The 17,574-nt window shown below is 64.5% G+C and carries 17 protein-coding genes; 10 read left to right on the top strand and 7 right to left on the bottom strand.

The window, feature by feature from the left end; genetic code table 11:
* Positions 1-26: 26 nt before the first annotated feature.
* From B3E91_RS02115 to B3E91_RS02125, 3 genes are all read left to right on the top strand, one after another.
* Positions 27-665 carry a TetR/AcrR family transcriptional regulator gene (locus B3E91_RS02115; protein WP_090231251.1) on the top strand — a complete coding sequence of 213 codons (639 nt, stop codon included), beginning with the start codon at positions 27-29 and terminating at the stop codon, positions 663-665.
* Between the two features lie 154 nt (positions 666-819).
* Positions 820-1,416: a DUF4823 domain-containing protein gene (locus B3E91_RS02120; RefSeq protein WP_390896938.1), complete on the top strand. Its 597-nt coding sequence runs from the start codon at positions 820-822 to the stop codon at positions 1,414-1,416.
* 2 nt (positions 1,417-1,418) lie between these two features.
* Positions 1,419-1,988 carry a DUF1285 domain-containing protein gene (locus B3E91_RS02125; RefSeq protein ID WP_287028162.1) on the top strand — a complete coding sequence of 190 codons (570 nt, stop codon included), beginning with the start codon at positions 1,419-1,421 and terminating at the stop codon, positions 1,986-1,988.
* Positions 1,989-2,041: 53 nt separating this feature from the next.
* Here the strand turns inward: B3E91_RS02125 and B3E91_RS02130 are convergent, their stop codons facing one another.
* Positions 2,042-3,694 (bottom strand): electron transfer flavoprotein-ubiquinone oxidoreductase, encoded by a 1,653-nt coding sequence (locus B3E91_RS02130; protein ID WP_287028163.1) that lies wholly within the window; start codon positions 3,692-3,694, stop codon positions 2,042-2,044.
* 315 nt (positions 3,695-4,009) lie between these two features.
* Between B3E91_RS02130 and B3E91_RS02135 the strand changes: the two genes are divergently transcribed.
* The 7 genes from B3E91_RS02135 to B3E91_RS02165 all read left to right on the top strand — a co-directional run bounded on the left by B3E91_RS02135 (position 4,010) and on the right by B3E91_RS02165 (position 10,075).
* A complete protein-coding gene (locus B3E91_RS02135) occupies positions 4,010-4,759 on the top strand; it encodes an electron transfer flavoprotein subunit beta/FixA family protein (protein WP_273233112.1) in 750 nt (249 codons plus the stop codon).
* A complete protein-coding gene (locus B3E91_RS02140; RefSeq protein ID WP_287028164.1) occupies positions 4,760-5,704 on the top strand; it encodes an electron transfer flavoprotein subunit alpha/FixB family protein in 945 nt (314 codons plus the stop codon).
* A 197-nt stretch (positions 5,705-5,901) separates the two neighbouring features.
* The gene (locus B3E91_RS02145) at positions 5,902-6,723 is read left to right on the top strand and encodes a substrate-binding periplasmic protein (protein ID WP_390896934.1); all 822 of its coding nucleotides are present in this window, start codon (positions 5,902-5,904) and stop codon (positions 6,721-6,723) included.
* Positions 6,724-6,732: 9 nt separating this feature from the next.
* Positions 6,733-7,086 (top strand): DUF4398 domain-containing protein, encoded by a 354-nt coding sequence (locus B3E91_RS02150; RefSeq protein ID WP_287028166.1) that lies wholly within the window; start codon positions 6,733-6,735, stop codon positions 7,084-7,086.
* On the top strand, positions 7,083-7,889 hold the full coding sequence (locus B3E91_RS02155; RefSeq protein WP_287028167.1) for an OmpA family protein: 807 nt from the start codon (positions 7,083-7,085) through the stop codon (positions 7,887-7,889). Before B3E91_RS02150 ends, B3E91_RS02155 begins: the two co-directional genes overlap by 4 nt.
* 165 nt (positions 7,890-8,054) lie before the next feature.
* Positions 8,055-9,494, top strand: a complete 1,440-nt coding sequence (locus B3E91_RS02160) for a PLP-dependent aminotransferase family protein (protein WP_090231243.1) — start codon at positions 8,055-8,057, stop codon at positions 9,492-9,494.
* A gap of 68 nt (positions 9,495-9,562) precedes the next feature.
* Positions 9,563-10,075: a hypothetical protein gene (locus B3E91_RS02165; RefSeq protein WP_287028168.1), complete on the top strand. Its 513-nt coding sequence runs from the start codon at positions 9,563-9,565 to the stop codon at positions 10,073-10,075.
* A gap of 35 nt (positions 10,076-10,110) precedes the next feature.
* On the opposite strand, the gene B3E91_RS02170 is transcribed toward B3E91_RS02165, so the two are convergent.
* From B3E91_RS02170 to B3E91_RS02195, 6 genes are all read right to left on the bottom strand, one after another.
* Positions 10,111-10,935: an SDR family oxidoreductase gene (locus B3E91_RS02170; protein ID WP_287028169.1), complete on the bottom strand. Its 825-nt coding sequence runs from the start codon at positions 10,933-10,935 to the stop codon at positions 10,111-10,113.
* Positions 10,936-10,972: 37 nt separating this feature from the next.
* A complete protein-coding gene (locus tag B3E91_RS02175; protein ID WP_287028171.1) occupies positions 10,973-12,952 on the bottom strand; it encodes an acetyl-CoA carboxylase biotin carboxylase subunit in 1,980 nt (659 codons plus the stop codon).
* Positions 12,953-13,216: 264 nt separating this feature from the next.
* Entirely contained in the window at positions 13,217-14,011 is a 795-nt protein-coding gene (locus B3E91_RS02180; RefSeq protein WP_287028172.1) for an enoyl-CoA hydratase/isomerase family protein, read from the bottom strand.
* A 115-nt stretch (positions 14,012-14,126) separates the two neighbouring features.
* Complete coding sequence (atuD, locus tag B3E91_RS02185) at positions 14,127-15,287, bottom strand: citronellyl-CoA dehydrogenase (protein WP_287028176.1); 1,161 nt, start codon at positions 15,285-15,287, stop codon at positions 14,127-14,129.
* 138 nt (positions 15,288-15,425) lie between these two features.
* On the bottom strand, positions 15,426-17,042 hold the full coding sequence (gene atuC, locus B3E91_RS02190; RefSeq protein ID WP_287028173.1) for a geranyl-CoA carboxylase subunit beta: 1,617 nt from the start codon (positions 17,040-17,042) through the stop codon (positions 15,426-15,428).
* Positions 17,043-17,046: 4 nt separating this feature from the next.
* On the bottom strand, positions 17,047-17,574 hold a 528-nt coding region (locus B3E91_RS02195), incomplete at its 5' end, for an SDR family oxidoreductase (RefSeq protein ID WP_287028174.1).

A 17,574-nucleotide genomic window follows, 5' to 3' on the forward strand; every position in this document is an offset into this window, starting at 1 on the left:
GCTTCGATTTTCACCTTAGTCTTCCTATGCAGAAAGAACCCCGTAAGGTCCGAGAATTCCGCCGCCGTGAGCAGGAGATCCTCGACACCGCGCTCAAGCTGTTCCTCGAGCAAGGTGAAGACAGCGTCACTGTCGAGATGATCGCTGACGCAGTCGGTATCGGCAAAGGCACGATCTACAAGCACTTCAAGTCGAAGGCGGAGATTTACCTGCGCCTGATGCTCGACTATGAGCGCGACCTCAACGAGCTGTTCCACTCGGACAAACTCGACAACGACAAGGAAGCGCTTTCGCGCGCCTACTTCGAGTTCCGCATGCGCGATCCGCAGCGCTACCGGCTGTTCGACCGGCTCGAGGAGAAGGTCGTCAAGGGCAACCAGGTGCCGGAAATGATCGAGGAGCTGCACAAGATTCGTGCCTCGAACTTCCAGCGTCTGACCCGTCTGATCGAAGGCCGTATCGCCGAGGGCAAGCTGGAGAACGTGCCGCCGTATTTTCACTATTGCGCCGCCTGGGCGCTGGTGCACGGCGCCGTCGCGCTCTACCACTCGCCGTTCTGGAGCAATGTGCTGGAGGATCAGGAAGGCTTCTTCCAGTTCCTCATGGACATCGGCGTGCGCATGGGCAACAAGCGCAAGCGCGACGGCGATACACCTGCCGCCTGAAGACTTCGGGCGCTTCCTGCGGGTAGCGCGGCCACTCGCTCGCTGAATTTCTCCCCGCATGTTCGGTCCGTTGTAGTGATGGCGCGGAAGCTGCATTGACCGCCCATCCGCCGGTTTCCCGTCGCCGGCGCCAGGAGAAGATTCGATGCGACGCATGATTCCGTGGTTGGTGCTGCTTTGCCTGAGTGGCTGCATGAAGGTCAGCGACATGGCCGAGGGCACCCGCTATCAGCTGGCCGACGCCGGCATTCTCGATCACAGTGCCACCGAGCGGGCCAATAACCGGCGCCTGCAGCCCGACTCCTTCATCTACATCGCCCAGGGGCATTTCATTCCGCCCGGTAGCGCCTACCCGCGACCTAACGTCGTCGCCGAGGAAGCCTTCAACGGTTTCGTCGAGTATTTTCCGATGGTTCGCCGCGCCCGCGGCCCGCTCGGGCTGGACGAGGCGATGGCCGAGGCACGCGGCTTCGGCGCGCATTACCTGCTGTACGCCCGCTTCGCCAGTGCCGACGACCGCATAGGCACGGTGGAAGAGTGGGAGGACCAGGAAGCGCTGGACCGCCTGGGCATCGACCGCGGGGTGATCCAGCTGATGCTGGTCGAAACCAGCACCAATTTCCTGGTGGACACTGCACGCATCCGCAACCGGGGCGGTTTTCTGACGTTCTACGATCAACGCCCGGAGGATTTGCTGGCGCCGCCACTGCGCGATTACGCCCAGCGTCTGCTGGGCCTGAACACGAGGTGAACATGAGCGAATCAGGCAAGGCCAACGATCTTCTGGCGCAGATCCCCAAGGGGGAAAAGAAAGGCCTGCCGCCCGTGCACTTGTGGAACCCCGACTTCTGCGGCGACATCGACATGCGTATCGCCCGGGACGGCACGTGGTACTACCTGGGAACACCGATCGGGCGAAAGCCGATGGTCAAGCTCTTCTCCACCATCATTCGGCGCGATGGCGACGATTATTTTCTGATCACGCCCGTGGAAAAGGTCGGCATCACGGTGGACGACGCGCCGTTCGTGGCGCTGACGTTGCAGGTGGAAGGCGAGGGCGAGCGGCAGGTGCTGCGCTTCATGACCAACGTCGATGAGGAGATCGTAGCCGGTGAAGCGCATCCGATCCGGGTGATGCTCGACAAGGACACCGCGGAACCTGCGCCTTATCTGCGGGTGCGCGGCAACCTGGATGCGCTGATTCACCGCAATGTCTTCTACCAGATGGTCGAGCTGGCGGTGCCGCGCGATCAGGATGGCGAGTGCTGGCTGGGTGTCTGGAGCAGCGGCGTTTTCTTCCCCATCGGACCGCTGCCGGCTTGATGCCTGCGCTTTTCGCACCCACAAAAAAGGCCCCGAGGGGCCTTTTTCATTACTCACATGTTGGGGTAGTTTGGCCCGCCGGTGCCTTCCGGGGCGACCCAGGTGATGTTCTGCGCCGGGTCCTTGATATCGCAGGTCTTGCAGTGGACGCAGTTCTGCGCGTTGATCTGGAAGCGCTTCTCGCCATCTTCCTGAGTCACCACCTCATAGACGCCTGCCGGGCAGTAACGCTGGGCCGGTTCGTCGTACAGCGGGAGGTTCTGGCCGATCGGAATGCTCGGATCGGTCAGTTTAAGGTGGATCGGCTGATCCTCTTCGTGGTTGGTGCTGGAGAGGAACACCGAGGAGAGCTTGTCGAAGCTGATCTTGCCGTCCGGTTTCGGGTAGCTGATCTTCTCCGCTTCGGAGGCTTTCTTCAGGCAGGTGTGGTCCATGCGCGTGTCGTGCAGGGTCAACGGCAACTTGCCACCGAGCAGGTTGTACTCGACGAAGCTGAACGCCGGGCCGAGCAGCGGGCCGAACTTGTGCATCGCCGGGCCGAAGTTGCGGGTCTGGTACAGCTCGTCATGCAGCCAGCTGGCCTTGAAGCCGTCCACGTAGTTGTTCAGTTCATCGGCCTCGCGACCGGCGGCGAGCGCCTCGGCGATGGCTTCGGCGGCGAGCATGCCGGACTTCATCGCGGTGTGGCTGCCCTTGATCTTGGCCGCGTTGAGCGTACCGAGGTCGCAGCCGATCAGTGCGCCGCCCGGGAAGACCATCTTCGGCAGCGAGTTGTAGCCGCCCTTGACCAGCGCGCGTGCGCCGTAGGAAATACGCTTGCCGCCTTCCAGGTACTGCTTGATCACCGGGTGGTGCTTGTAGCGCTGGAACTCGTCGAACGGCGACAGGTGCGGGTTGCTGTAGGCGAGGTCGACGATCAGCCCGACGACGACCTGGTTGTTCTCCAGGTGATAGAGGAACGAACCGCCCGGGTTTTCCTTGTTCAGCGGCCAGCCGGAGGTGTGTACCACCAGGCCTTGCTCGTGCTTGGCCGGGTCGATTTCCCAGAGTTCCTTGATGCCGATACCGTAGTGCTGCGGGTCGGCATCCTTGGCCAGGTTGTAGCGCTTGCCCAGCTGTTTGCCGATATGACCGCGGCAGCCCTCGGCGAACAGCGTGTACTTGCCGCGCAGCTCCATGCCGGGGGTGAACACGCCTTCTTTCGGGTGGCCTTCGCGATCGACACCGAGATCGCCGGTGACGATGCCGCGGACGATGCCGCTCTCGTCGATCAGCGCTTCCTGGGCGGCGAAGCCCGGATAGATTTCGACGCCGAGGTTCTCCGCCTGCTGGGCCAGCCAGCGGCACAGGTTGCCGAGGGAAATGATGTAGTTGCCTTCGTTGTGCATCGGTTTGGGCACGAAGAAGTTCGGGACCTTGGTGGCTTTGTCCGCGCTATTCAGCAGATAGATGTCGTCGCGCTTCACCGGCGTGTTGAGCGGGGCGCCGAGCGCTTTCCAGTCGGGAAAGAGTTCGTTCAGGGCGCGCGGCTCGAACACGGCGCCAGATAGAATGTGGGCGCCGACCTCGGAACCTTTCTCGACCACGCAGACGCTGATTTCCTGGCCCGCTTCGGCGGCCTTTTGTTTCAATCGACAGGCGGCGGACAGACCAGCAGGGCCAGCGCCTACGATGACGACGTCGAATTCCATGTATTCGCGTTCCACAGCTATCTCCTAATCAAGGCTCTTCGGTTTTATGATGGTGCCGGTCTTTCCCTGACCAGAGCTGCGCGCATTATATCCACACCCTCGTGCGGGTCCAATACAAACGTTTGTTTGAATCTGCGCAAAGCCTGATAGAATCGGCTTTGGCGGCTGTTTTGGGATCTTTTCCTCGTATTGACCCGATTGGGCGATACGGTCAAGATACGAGCCATTTTGCGCTTAACGTACAGTTCGACGGTCGGTCCCGGCCGACATGCAATGCCCATCAGGCCTGTCTGACGGGTTTCTTTTTCACCGGAGAACAACGAGGAATCCATGAAGGTTCTTGTAGCTGTCAAACGAGTGGTTGACTACAACGTCAAGGTTCGCGTCAAAGCGGACAACTCCGGCGTTGACCTTGCGAACGTGAAGATGTCGATGAACCCCTTCTGCGAAATTGCCGTGGAAGAAGCGGTTCGCCTGAAGGAGAAGGGCGTGGCCACCGAGATCGTGGTCGTCAGCATCGGCCCGAGCGCCGCACAGGAACAGCTGCGCACTGCACTGGCACTGGGTGCCGACCGCGCCGTGCTGGTCGAATCGAGCGAAGAACTGACCTCGCTGGGCGTGGCCAAGCTGCTCAAGGCCGTGGTCGACAAGGAGCAGCCGCAACTGGTGATCCTCGGCAAGCAGGCGATCGACAGCGACAACAACCAGACCGGCCAGATGCTGGCGGCGCTGACCGGCTACGGTCAGGGCACTTTCGCCTCCAAGGTCGAAGTTTCCGGCGACAAGGTCAACGTCACCCGCGAGATCGACGACGGCCTGCAGACCGTCGCGCTGAACCTGCCGGCGATCGTCACCACTGACCTGCGCCTCAACGAGCCGCGTTACGCCTCGTTGCCGAACATCATGAAAGCCAAGAAGAAGCCGCTGGAAACCCTGACGCCCGATGCGCTGGGTGTATCCGTTGTTTCCACCAACAAGACCCTGAAAGTCGAAGCACCGGCCGTACGCAGCGCCGGTATCAAGGTCAAATCGGTGGCTGAACTGGTCGAAAAACTGAAGAACGAAGCGAAGGTAATCTAAATGACGATCCTGGTAATCGCTGACTACGTCACCGTCGGGCAGGCCAACACCGCAGTTGCGCCCTCGACCCTGAATACCGTTGCCGCCGCCGCCAAGATCGGTGGCGACATCCACGTGCTGGTCGCCGGCGACGGCGTTGCCGACGTGGCGGCTGCCGCCGCGAAGATCGCCGGTGTGAGCAAGGTGCTGGCTGCCGACAACGCGGCCTACGCGCATCAACTGCCGGAAAACGTCGCCCCGCTGGTCGTCGAGCTGGCGAGTGGCTACAGCCACGTGCTCAGCGCGGCCACCGCCAACGGCAAGAACATCATGCCGCGCGTCGCCGCCAAGCTGGACGTCGACCAGATCTCCGAGATCGTCTCGGTCGAGTCGGCCGACACCTTCAAGCGCCCGATCTATGCCGGCAACGCCATCGCCACCGTGCAATCGAACGCCTCGGTGAAGGTCATCACAGTACGTGCCACCGGTTTCGACGCCGTCGCCGCAGAAGGCGGTTCGGCCAGCGTCGAGGCTGTCGGTGCTGCCCACGATGCAGGCGTTTCGTCCTTCGTCGGTGAGGAACTCGCCAAATCCGACCGTCCTGAGCTGACGGCCGCGAAGATCGTCGTATCTGGCGGTCGCGGCATGCAAAACGGCGACAACTTCAGCCACCTGTACTCGCTGGCCGACAAGCTCGGCGCCGCCGTGGGTGCATCGCGCGCCGCGGTCGACGCCGGCTTCGTGCCGAACGACATGCAGGTCGGCCAGACCGGCAAGATCGTCGCGCCGCAGCTGTACATCGCCGTCGGTATCTCCGGTGCGATCCAGCACCTGGCCGGCATGAAGGACTCCAAGGTGATCGTCGCGATCAACAAGGATGAAGAAGCACCGATCTTCCAGGTGGCCGATTACGGCCTGGTGGCGGATCTGTTCGAGGCCGTGCCGGAGCTGGAAAAGCAGCTCTGATCCGACGCCCGACCTGAAAAAGCCCGCTTTCGAGCGGGCTTTTTTGTGGGCGCGGAATGTGCCCAGATCACCGAATTGTCATTATTTCCTGTTCATGGCGCCGCGGATTTTGTACAAGGACGGATAGCGTAGCGGGGGACAGGCGGTAGGGCGTCCTGCTACGAAAGACCGTTTTTGACTATCGGCCGAGATCCAGCATGGGCAGATACGCCTGGTTTACATCGTTGCTGTTGGGATTCGCTCTTGTTCCAAATTGGCTCATGGCCGCCGGCAAATGCGAGCGTCTGGTCGCTACCGGCAACCCCGAATATCCGCCTTACCTGTGGCGCGACCCGAAGAACCCCAAGCAATTGGTCGGTGCCAACGCCGATCTGCTCAAGCACATTGGCAAGGAACTCGGGGTCACGATCGATGTGATCTACACCGGCCCTTGGTCACGTGCTCAGGATGAAGTGCGTACCGGACGCGTCGATCTCCTCGCCGGAGCTTTCCTGACCTCGGCGCGGCTGGACAGCATGGACTACATCCATCCGGCCATTTACGAGACCCCCAGCGTGGTGTGGATTCGTCAGGGCGAGACGTTCCCCTACAGTGCCTGGGACGACCTGCGTGGCCACAGCGGGCGAACCCTGGTGAATAACAGCTTCGGCCAGGCATTCGATACCTTCGCCCAGGAAAACCTGCAGCTGGAAACGGTGCCGAGCCTGAACCAGGCCTTCCAGATGCTCCTGCTCGAGCGCAGCGATTACGTGATCTACGAGCAGTACCCAGGGCTCGCGCTGGCGCGCAAGATGAACATCGCCGACCAGCTCGAAGTGCTCTCTCCACCGGTTTCCAGCGAGGGGCTGTTTCTCACGCTGTCCCACGATTCGGCCTGCAACGAGCCCTGGTTGCGCGGACAACTGGCGAAGAAAATGACAGAATTGAGCGCTGCCGGTCTGCCGCAGACCCTGCTGCAGAGCAATCTCGAGCGCTGGGAGCAGGAAAACGCCCAGACGGCCAGTGAATCGACTCCATAGGAATCCGTTTTGAGTAATCGCTTATTCGCCGCCGGCGTGGCGTTCATGTTTCTCGCCGGTTGCGCCACCGATCCCATCCCCGCCGAACAGATTCGCCTGACCGAACAAGCCGTGGCCCAGGCCAAGGCCGTCGGTGCCGTCGAACAGATGGACGAGCTGGTGCTTGCCGAGACCAAGCTGGCCGACGCCCAGAGCGCCATCGCCGACCAGGACTACAAGCGCGCGCGGGTTCTGGCCGAGCAGGCCGAACTGGACGCACGGCTCGCCGAGGCGCGGGTGCTGACCAGCAAGAGCGAGGCTCAGTTGGCCGACCTGCACGGCAAACTGAACCGCCTGCGCAAGCAACTGGGAGAGCAGCAATGAGCCGTTTTCTCGCCGTGGCGGGAGGTGTCTGCCTTCTTGCCCTTGCCGGTTGCGCCACTTCGCCACAGGCACAGCAGTCGCTGGAACAGGCGCATGCCGCGTTCGATGCGGTGAAGGACAACGCCGAGGTGTTGCACGCGGCGCCCAAGGATGTGATTCGCGCAGGCGAGTCGCTGGCGCGTGCCGACCGGTTGTCCAGCTATTCGGGGAGCGACGACGATGTCGTTCACTTCGCCTACCTGAGCCAGCGCTACAGCGCGATCGCCACCGAGCACGGCAAGCTGACCCAGAACAACGAGCGCCTGGCCGCCCTGGAGCTCGAGCGTCAACGCCTGCAACTGACGCTGCGCGAGGCCAAGTTGCTCAGCGTGCAGCAGCAGGGCGCGCTGCTCGATGCGCAGATGGCCAGCGTCCTGACCAGCAACACCGACCGTGGGCTGGTGATGACGCTGGGCGACGTGCTGTTCGACACCGGCCACTCGGAGCTGAAGGCTTCGGCCAACCGCACCGTGCTCAAGCTCGCGCAGTTCCTGCAACTCAACCCGCGTCGGATCGTGCGCATCGAGGGCTACAGCGATGCCCGCGGCGATGCCAAGATGAACCTGGAGCTTTCCCGCGCGCGGGCCCAGTCGGTGGCCGACATGCTCGAAGACCTCGGTGTGGATGCCAAGCGCATGCGGGTGCAGGCGCTCGGCGAGGCGTACCCGGTCGCGGAGAATGCGTCCTCCATCGGCCGCGCGCAGAACCGCCGCGTGGAGATCGTCTTCTCCGACGAGCAGGGGCACCTCAGCGACGAACGCTGAGTGGCCGCGGAGCCCAACCCGGCGTTCATCTCGAGCGCCGGGTTTTTTTATGGGCTAACGAACCAGCAGGCTGGCGCAATTGTGAAACGGACAGCAGAATGAGGTAACTGTGCCGGTGCACATCGGACTATCACGACACTGTTACGCACGCTACGGACCGCCGCCATGACCAACCTCCTGCTTTACCAGCGCATCGCCCAGCAACTGGCCGAGGACATCCGCCGTGGTGTCTACCAGCCAGGCGAGCGTGTGCCCTCGGTGCGCAAGATGAGTTCGCAGCTCAGCGTCAGCCACGCGACCGTCCTGCAGGCCTATGCCAATCTGGAAGACCAGGGACTGATCCGCGCGCGTCCGCAGTCCGGGTACTACGTGCACCAGACGCCGGCGCTGACCGCGCCGACGCCGGACATCGCCCGCGTCGAGTTGCCCGGGCTGGTCACGCGGGCGAGCATCATCAACCAGGTACTCACCGAGTCGCGCCGCGAAGGCGTGTTTCCATTCGGAGCGGCGGTGCCGCACGTGGATTACCTGCCCGTGCGCGCGTTGCACCAGCAGTTGGCCAAGGTCACCCGGTTCCAGAGCCCGCGGGCATTCAGCTACATGTTCAGCCCGGGCTTCGAGCCGCTGCGCCGGCAGGTAGCGATCCGCATGCGCGATGCCGGCGTGGTGGTCGACCCGTCGGAAGTGGTGATCACCCACGGCTGCGTCGATGCCCTGCAGATGTCGCTGCGCGTGCTGACCCAGCCGGGCGACCTGATCGCTACCGAGTCGCCGACCTATTACGGCCTGCTGCAACTGGCCGACCTGCTCGGCCTCAAGGTCATCGAGATCCCCAGCGATCCGACCACCGGGATCAGTCTCGAGGCATTGCAACTGGCCGCCAACCAGTGGCCGATCAAGGCGCTGGTGCTCACCGCGCGGTTGAGCAATCCGCTGGGCGGAACGATTCCGGAGGACCGCCAGAAGCAACTGCTGCGCTTGGCCAACGAGTTCGATATCCAAATCATCGAAGACGATATCTACGGCGAGCTGATGTTCGAGCAGGGCGGGGTGAAGGCACTCAAGGCCCATGACCGGCACGGGCGGGTGATCTACTGTTCGAGCTTTTCCAAGACCCTGTCGCCGGGCGTGCGAATCGGCTGGATAGTCGCCGGCAAATACCAGAACGATATCCAGCGGCTGCAGACGTTCACCACCCATTCGGCCTGCAGCGTCACGCAGATGGCGGTCGCCGCCTACCTTGAAAACGGCGGCTATGACCGTCATCTGCGTTACATACGCCAGGAGTACCGAAAGAACCTCAGTGCGTTCCAGCTCGCGGTGCAGCAGCATTTCCCGGAGGGTACGCAGATCACCCGGCCCAACGGCGGCTTCATCCTCTGGGTCAGTCTGCCGGCGCGGGTGAATACCAAGGAACTGCAGGTCCGGGCATTGCAGCAGGGCATCAGCATCGCGCCCGGGTTGATCTTCAGCAACACCGAGCAGTTCAACCATTGCGTCCGTCTGAACTGCGGAATTCCGTGGAACCGCGAGGCCGAGCGGGCGTTCATAACCTTGGGCCTGCTAGCGACTCAGCTGTGCCAGGATGCCGTGAGCCTGTTGTAGGAAATTGTCCATCGGGTCAACCCTTGGGCTGGCCTCAGCGCTATAGAATAGATGCCATGATTTCGCGAATGACCACCCTTTGCCTGGCGCTTCTGCTCGCCGCCTGTGACAGCGGCGACAAGCCGGCCGGGCCGCCGAACGAGCCTGCCAGGCCGAAGCCCGTCACCCAGGTCGAACCTGCCGCGCCGCGCAAGGAACTGCCGCCGCCGGTGGCGACCAAGCCCGTGGTGGCCGACAGCTCCGCAGCCAAGCCGGCGCCGCAGGCACCTGCACCGGCCGCGCCGGTGGTCAAATCCAAAGGCAAGGCGAAGGGTACGCCCGCAGACACGCCCGTCGAGGAAGTCACGCTGGCCAAACCCAAGCTGGACCTGAGCCTGCCCCGCGAACTGGTGCAAAGCCTCGAGCCCGAAGCCAAGCAGAAGGCCACCACCAAGTCGGAAAGTGGCCTGCTGCCGCCGATGTTCGCCGAGAAGGAGAACGTGCAGCAGCCGTTCCAGCTCAGCGGGCGGGTCATCTCCAATGAGCTGGAGCGCAACAGCGGCATCGAAGGCGCCGAGCTGCAGTTCCATTTCCGCCAGTAAGTCGCCCGCGTCACCCCGACCGTTCTGCCTTGCGGTCAGTCGAGAAACAGATCGCTTATCAGGCTGCCGCCTTCGGGGTCGAAGCGGTACTGCTCGAATTCGCTCTGTCCCTGTTCACGCAGAATTTCCTCGTCGATCAGCAAACGCCCGCTGAGCTGCCGGCCTTCCGTGCAGAGGATGGCGTGGGCAGCGTCGGCCATGATCGCCGGCGTTCGGGCGCGCCGGAAGGCGTCGCGGCTGCCCAGCTCGAACTCGATCGCCGCGGTGGCGATCATCGTTTTCGGCCAGAGCGCGTTGACGCTGATGCCATAGTGGCCGAACTCCCCGTGCATCCCCAGGCTGAGCATGCTCATGCCGTACTTGGTCACCGTGTAGGGCCCGTGCTGGGCGAACCACTTGCCCGCCAGGTTCAGCGGCGGGCAAAGGCTGAGGATGTGCCCGTTGGCGCTTTGCTTCAGGTAGGGCAGCGCCGCCTGGCTGCAGACCATCACTGCGCGGGTATTTATCTGGAACATCAGGTCGAAGCGTTTGGGTTCGAGCTTCTCGACGCCGAGCAGCTTGATCGCGCCGGCATTGTTGACCAGCGCATCCAGCCCGCCGAAGTGTTCGGCCGCCTGCGCCATGGCGGCAGACACCGCGCTCTCGTCGCGCACGTCGAGTTGCAGCGGCAGGGCCCTGCCGCCGGCTTCCTCCACTTCCTCGGCGACGCTGAAGATGGTGCCGGGCAGCTTGGCGTGGGGCTCGGCGCTCTTTGCCGCGACGACGATGTTGGCGCCGTCACGGGCCGCGCGCAGGGCGATCTCCCGGCCGATGCCGCGGCTGGCTCCCGTGATGAATAGCGTTTTGCCGTACAGGGACATGGTTGCTCTCCGCTCATTGTTGTTATGCAAGCCCTTGTCAGGCTTCGGATGGTTCGATCTCCACCAGCATCTGGCGATTCTTCACCTGCTCGCCCTTGTTCGCCTGGACCCGGACGACGATGCCGTCGAGGCCGGCCTTGAGCGAGTGCTCCATCTTCATGGCTTCCAGCACGACGAGCAGTTGCCCCTTGGCGACGCGCTCGCCCTCGCTCACCAGGACCTCGACGATGGCGCCGTCCATGGGCGCCTTGAGCGTGGTCGAGCCTTCCGCCTGTGAAGGGTCGGCCGCGGCCTGGGTCAGATCGACCAGTTCCAGATTGCCGGATGCGCCGTATAGCCAGAGTTTGTCGCCGGCCAGGTGGTAGGCCTGGCGCCGGCGGACTCCATCGATTTCCAGGGTCGCCCAGCGGCCGTCGCCATCGAGCAGCCGCAGCGCGATACGCGCTTCGCCAACCTGGGCGAGGAGCTGCGGCTGCGCGCCGGGTTCGATCACGCGCAGCTCCACCCGATGACGCTGCTCGGCCTGCCCGAGCTGGAAGCACGCTGTCGCCTGCGCCGCATTGCGCCAGCCCGTACGCTGGCGGTTCGCCTGCGCGTGGGACTGGTAGAGCAGGGCGGCGGCGCAGGCCAGCTCGCCGGTAGCAGCGCGTTGCGGAAACAGGCTGGCATCGTCGGCGAAATGCTCGGCGATGAAGGCGGTGCTGGCGCGTCCGGCGGCGAACTGCGGGTGCCTGAGCAGATTGGCGAGGAAACGCTGGTTGCCGTTCACGCCCAGCAGCACGCAGTCCTCGACCGCGCGGATCAGCTTGCGCCGCGCCTCGTCGCGGGTCGCGCCGTAGGCGATCACCTTGGCCAGCATCGGGTCGTAGAAAGGGCTGATGCGCTGGCCTTCGCGCAGGCCGTGGTCGATGCGGATGCCCTCGCGCTCGGCCGGCTCCCAGCGCAGCACCTCGCCGGTCTGTGGCAGGAAGCCGTGCGCCGGGTCCTCGGCGTACAGGCGCACCTCCATGGCGTGGCCGCTGAGCTGGATCTGCTCCTGGCGCAGCGGCAGCGGCTGGCCCTCGGCGACCTTGATCTGCCAGGCCACCAGGTCCTGGCCGGTGACCAGTTCGGTGACCGGGTGCTCGACCTGCAGCCGCGTGTTCATCTCCAGGAAGAAGAATTCGCCGTTTGCGTCCAGGAGAAACTCCACGGTGCCGGCGCCGACGTAGCTGACCGACGCCGCGGCCTTGACCGCCGCATCGCCCATCGCCTGGCGCAGCGCGGGTGTCATCACCGGGCAGGGCGATTCCTCGACGACCTTCTGGTGGCGACGCTGCACCGAGCAGTCGCGCTCGCCCAGGTGCACGACGTTGCCGTGTCTATCGCCGAAAACCTGGATCTCCACGTGGCGCGGCTGGACCAGCGCGCGCTCGAGGATCAGTTCGCCGTTGCCGAACGCGTTCTGCGCCTCCGAGCGTGCGGTGCGCAACCCGGCGATCAGCTCGCCACTGTCTTGCACCAGGCGCATGCCCCGGCCGCCGCCGCCGGCGCTGGCCTTGATCATCAACGGATAGCCGATGCGCGCGGCCTGTTCGGCCAGGTTCGCCTCGTCCTGATCGGCGCCCTCGTAGCCCGGAATGCAGGGCACGCCGGCGTCCAGCATGGCGATCTTGGACAGGCGCTTGCTGCCCATCAGGTGGATCGCCTCGACGCCCGGGCCGATGAAGACGATGCCCGCCGCTTCGCAGGCGCGGGCGAAGTCGGCATTCTCGGAGAGGAAGCCGTAGCCGGGATGGATGGCGTCGGCGCCGGTTTTCTGTGCCGCCGCGATGATGTTTTCGATCACCAGGTACGACTGGTTGACCTGGGCCGGGCCGATGCACACCGCTTCGTCGGCGAGTTCGACGTGGCGGGCGTCGGCGTCGGCCTCGGAATACACCGCCACGGTGCGGTAGCCGAGTTCGATGGCGGTGCGCATCACCCGGCAGGCGATCTCGCCACGGTTGGCGATGAGGATCTTGTCGAATGCAGCCATGTTGTTGTCCTACTCCTGCCGTTCGAACCACTGTGGTTTGCGTAGGGTGGATCGCGCTTATCGATTCACCGTGCGTGTTCTGGTGGTGTGAAGAGCGACATCCACCCTACGATCTGCCGTTAAAACGTAGGGTGGATCGCGCTTCATCGATCCACCGTGCGGTGTTTCGGTGGATGTGAAGAGCGACATCCACCCTACAAATGCTGGGTCTGTTTGTTCCCTCTCCGCCGACCTCCCTCCCGCAAGCGGGAGAGGGGAGAGCCACTACTGGGCCCACTTCGGCCTGCGCTTCTGCACGAAGGCCATCGTGCCTTCCACGCCCTCGCTGCCCAGCACCGCGTCGGCGAACAGGCCGGCGGCGCGGTCGAGCAGGGCGTCCAGTGGTTCGTCTTCGCTGGCCAGCAGCAGCGCCTTGGTCGTCGCATTGGCGCCCGGCGCGCATTGGCGCACCTGTTCGAGCACCTGCTGCAGACGCTGCTCCAGCTCCGCGTCAGGCTCGCTGAAATGCACCAGGCCCAGACGCAGCGCCTCCAGGCCGTCGAAACGTGTGGCGCTCAGGGCGAGGCGCCGGGCCTGGGTCAGGCCGATGCGTTTCACCACGAAGGGCGCGATCTGCGCCGGAACGATGCCCAGGCTGGTTTCCGGCAGGCCGAACCTGGCCGTCGTCGAGGCGATGGCGATGTCGGACACGCAGGCCAGGCCGAAGCCGCCGCCCAGTACCGCGCCTTCGAGAACGGCGATCAGCACCTGCGGAACCTGTTGCGCCTCTTCCAGCAGGGCGCCGAACGCGCGGTTCAGTTCGCGGTAGGCATCGCCGCCCCTGGCCCGCGCGCCGGCCATGTCCTTGATGTCGCCGCCTGCGCAGAAGTGCCCGCCCGCGCCGCGCAGCACCAGGGCGCGCACGTCGCGGTCCTGGCTCACGGCGGCGAGTACGGCGCGTAGCTCCCCGACCATCGCCAGGCTCATGGCGTTGCGGCTGTCCGGGCGGTCGAGGGTGACGTTCAGCACGCCAGCCTCGAGCTTCAGCAGCAGGGTTTCGCAGTGGGGCAGGTCGTTCATGGGAATACCTTCGAGTCCAGCGTTTCGCGGCGCAGGCCGCTACAGCACGTCGGGTGGATCACGTCTCATCGATCCACCGTGGTGGTGGATCGATAAAGCGCGATCCACCCTACGATCAAACCTTCTTCTTCCCCGGCAGGATGCCCATCAGCTTGCAGATGATGCCGAGCATGATTTCGTCGGCGCCGCCGCCGATGCTGACCAGGCGCACGTCGCGGTAGGCGCGCGCCACCGGGTTCTCCCACATGTAGCCCATGCCGCCCCAGTACTGCAGGCAGGCGTCGGTGACCTCACGGCCGAGGCGGCCGGCCTTGAGCTTGGCCATCGACGCCAGCTTGGTCACGTCGCGACCCATCACGTATTGCTCGGTGGCCTGGTAGACCAGCGCGCGCAGCGCCTCGATCTCGGTCTGCAGTTCGGCCATGCGGAAGTGGATGACTTGGTTGTCGATCAGCGGCAGGCCGAAGGTGTGGCGCTGCTTGCAGTAATCGATGGTGGCGTCGACGCAGTGCTCGAGGCCCTTGATCATGTTGGCGGCGCCGAACAGCCGCTCTTCCTGGAACTGCAGCATCTGCATCATGAAGCCGGCGCCTTCATGGCCGATGCGGTTGCGCTGCGGCACGCGCACGTTGTCGAAGAACACCTGGGCGGTCTCCGAGCTGCGCATGCCGAGCTTGTCCAGGTGCGGGCTGACGGTGATGCCGGGCGTCTTCATCGGCACCACGATCAGCGATTTGTTGACGTGTGGCTTGTCGTCGCTGGTGTTGGCCAGCAGACAGATGAAATCGGCCGATGGCGAGTTGGTGATCCACATCTTGCTGCCGTCGATCACGTAGTCGTCGCCGTCCTTGCGCGCGGTGGTTTTCAGGCCCGCCACGTCGGAGCCGGCGCCGACTTCGGATACGCCGATGCAGCCGACCATTTCGCCGCTGATGGCCGGGCGCAGGAACCCTTCGCGCAGCTCGTCCGAGCCGAAGCGCGCCAGGGCCGGGGTACACATGTCGGTCTGCACGCCGATGGACATCGGGATGCCGCCGCAATGGATAGTGCCGAACTCTTCGGCGGCGACGATCGAGTAGCTGTAGTCCAGGCCCATGCCGCCGAATTTCTCCGGCTTGGAGATGCCCAGCAGGCCCAGTTCGCCGGCCTTCTTGAAGATGTCGTGGATCGGGAAGCGGCCGTCCTTTTCCCACGCGTCGACGTGCGGGTTGATTTCCTTGTCGACGAAATTGCGCACCGTGCGGCGCAGCTCCTCGTGTTCCTGGGTGAAGATCATTGTTGTTGTTCTCCAGTAAGGGGTGCCGCGTAGGCCGTGCGCACCGCGATCTTGGTTGGTGCGCATGGCGCACCCTACGGTCGGTTCCTGCGCAGGTCTCCGTAGGGTGCGCTGTGCGCACCGATTCGTGTATCGGGATCAGAAACGCGCCACGCCGAAGCTGTTCTTCTTCAACGGCCGCCGTTCGGCCTCGGCGCAGATGTCCAGCAGATAGCCCAGCAGCGTCCGCGTGTCGCGCGGGTCGATCAGTCCGTCGTCCCACAGGTTGGCGGTGCCGTAGAGCGCGGTGGACTGGCTGTCGAGTTTCTGCGCGGTGACGCTTTCCAGCATGTCGAGCATCTTCGGGTCGGCGACCTTGCCGTCCTTGGCGTGCTTTTCCTCGGTGACGATACGCAGCACCTTGCCGGCCTGCGCGCCGCCCATCACCGCGGTACGGCTGTTCGGCCAGGCGAAGATGAAGCGCGGGTCGAGGCCGCGGCCGCACATCGCGTAGTTGCCGGCGCCATACGAGCCGCCGACCACCAGCGTCAGCTTGGGCACCGTGGCGTTGGCCACCGCCTGGATCATCTTCGAGCCGTGCTTGATCACGCCCTGGCGTTCGGACTCGGTGCCGACCATGAAGCCGGTGGTGTTGTGCAGGAACAGCAGCGGCGTGTTGCTCTGTTCGCAGAGCTGGATGAATTGCGCAGCCTTGGCCGCGCCCTGCGGGGTGATCGGGCCGTTGTTGCCGATCAGCCCGCACGGCTGGCCTTCGATGCGCAGGTGGCCGCAGACGGTCTGCGCGTCGAACTCCTGCTTGAAGGCGATAAACTCCGAGCCGTCGGCAATCCGCGCGATGATTTCGCGCACGTCGTAGGGCTTCCTGGGGTCGGCCGGAACCACGCCGAGCAGTTCTTCGGCCGGGTACAGCGGCTGCGCATGGGGCGCTCGCTGGCGCACCGGCAGCTGCGCGTTCCACGGCAGCATGGCGATGATCTCGCGGGCGATGCGCACGCCGTCGGCGTCGTTCTCCGCCAGGTACTCGGCGGTGCCGGCGACCTGGGCGTGCATCAGCGCACCGCCCAGTTCCTCGTCGGTGGCGATCTCGCCGGTGGCAGCCTTGAGCAACGGCGGGCCGGCGAGGAACATCTTGGCCTTGCCGCGCACCACCACCACGTAATCCGAGAGCCCCGGCTGGTAGGCGCCGCCGGCAGTGGATGAACCGTGCACCACGGTGATTTGCGGCAGGCCCATGGCGGAAATCCGTGCCTGGTTGGCGAAGCCGCGCGCGCCCTCGACGAAAATTTCCGCCGCGTAGTTGAGGTTGGCGCCGCCGCTTTCGGCCAGGGTCACCAGTGGCAACTTGTTTTCCATGGCGATCTGCTGCAGGCGCAGGGTCTTCTTCAATCCGCTGGGCGAGATGGTGCCGCCCTTGATCGCACTGTTGCTGGCGTTGATCAGGCAGCGCACCCCGGCGATGTAGCCGATGCCGGAGATGATTCCGCCGCCGGCCTGGGTGCCGTCCTTGTCGTCGTGCAGCTTGTAGCCGGCCAGTGCGCAGAGTTCGAGGAACGGGCTGCCGGCATCCAACAGCAGGTCGAGCCGTTCGCGCGGCAGCAGTTGGCCGCGGCGGTCGAACTTCTCCCTGGCCTGGGCGGCCTTTTCCAGGCATTGCCGTTCGACGCTGCGAAAGCCTTCGAGGGCCGCCAGCATGGCGTCGCGGTTGGCGGCGAAGGTGTCGCCGTGTACATCGAGTTCGGACTGGATCACCGGCATCGCGTCATTCTCCTTTCAGCACGTCCGGCAGGTAGGCCCGGTGGAAGCCGTTGTAGCCCTCGGGGTTCTTCGCGGCCCCAAGCGTCCAGGCCCGGCTGCCTTGGCTCGCCGCGCCGTCGATGCGGATGCTGTTGCCGCTGATGAAGGCCGCCGCCGGAGACAGCAGGAAGACGATGGCGGCAGAGACTTCCGACTCGCTGCCGATGCGTTGCAGCGGCACGTGATCCTTGAGCGAGCGGATCATCTTCTTCATCGCCTCCGGGTAGGTGTCCATGCCGCTGGAGGCGATCCACCCCGGCGCCACCGCGTTCACCCGCACCCCGGCATGACCCCACTCGACGGCGGCGGTCTTGGTGAAGTTCTCCATGCCTGCACGTGCCGCGCCGGAGTGGCCCATGCCGGGCATGCCGCCCCACATGTCCGCGAGCATGTTGACGATGCTGCCGCCGGTGCGGCTCATGCTCTGGTTGAAGACTTCGCGGGCGACCAGGAAGCCGCCCACCAGATTGGTGCGCACCACGGTCTCGAAGCC

Origin of the sequence: Pseudomonas sp. UBA6310 (assembly GCF_002438225.1) — a bacterium.
GTDB classification, from domain to species: domain Bacteria; phylum Pseudomonadota; class Gammaproteobacteria; order Pseudomonadales; family Pseudomonadaceae; genus Pseudomonas_O; species Pseudomonas_O kuykendallii.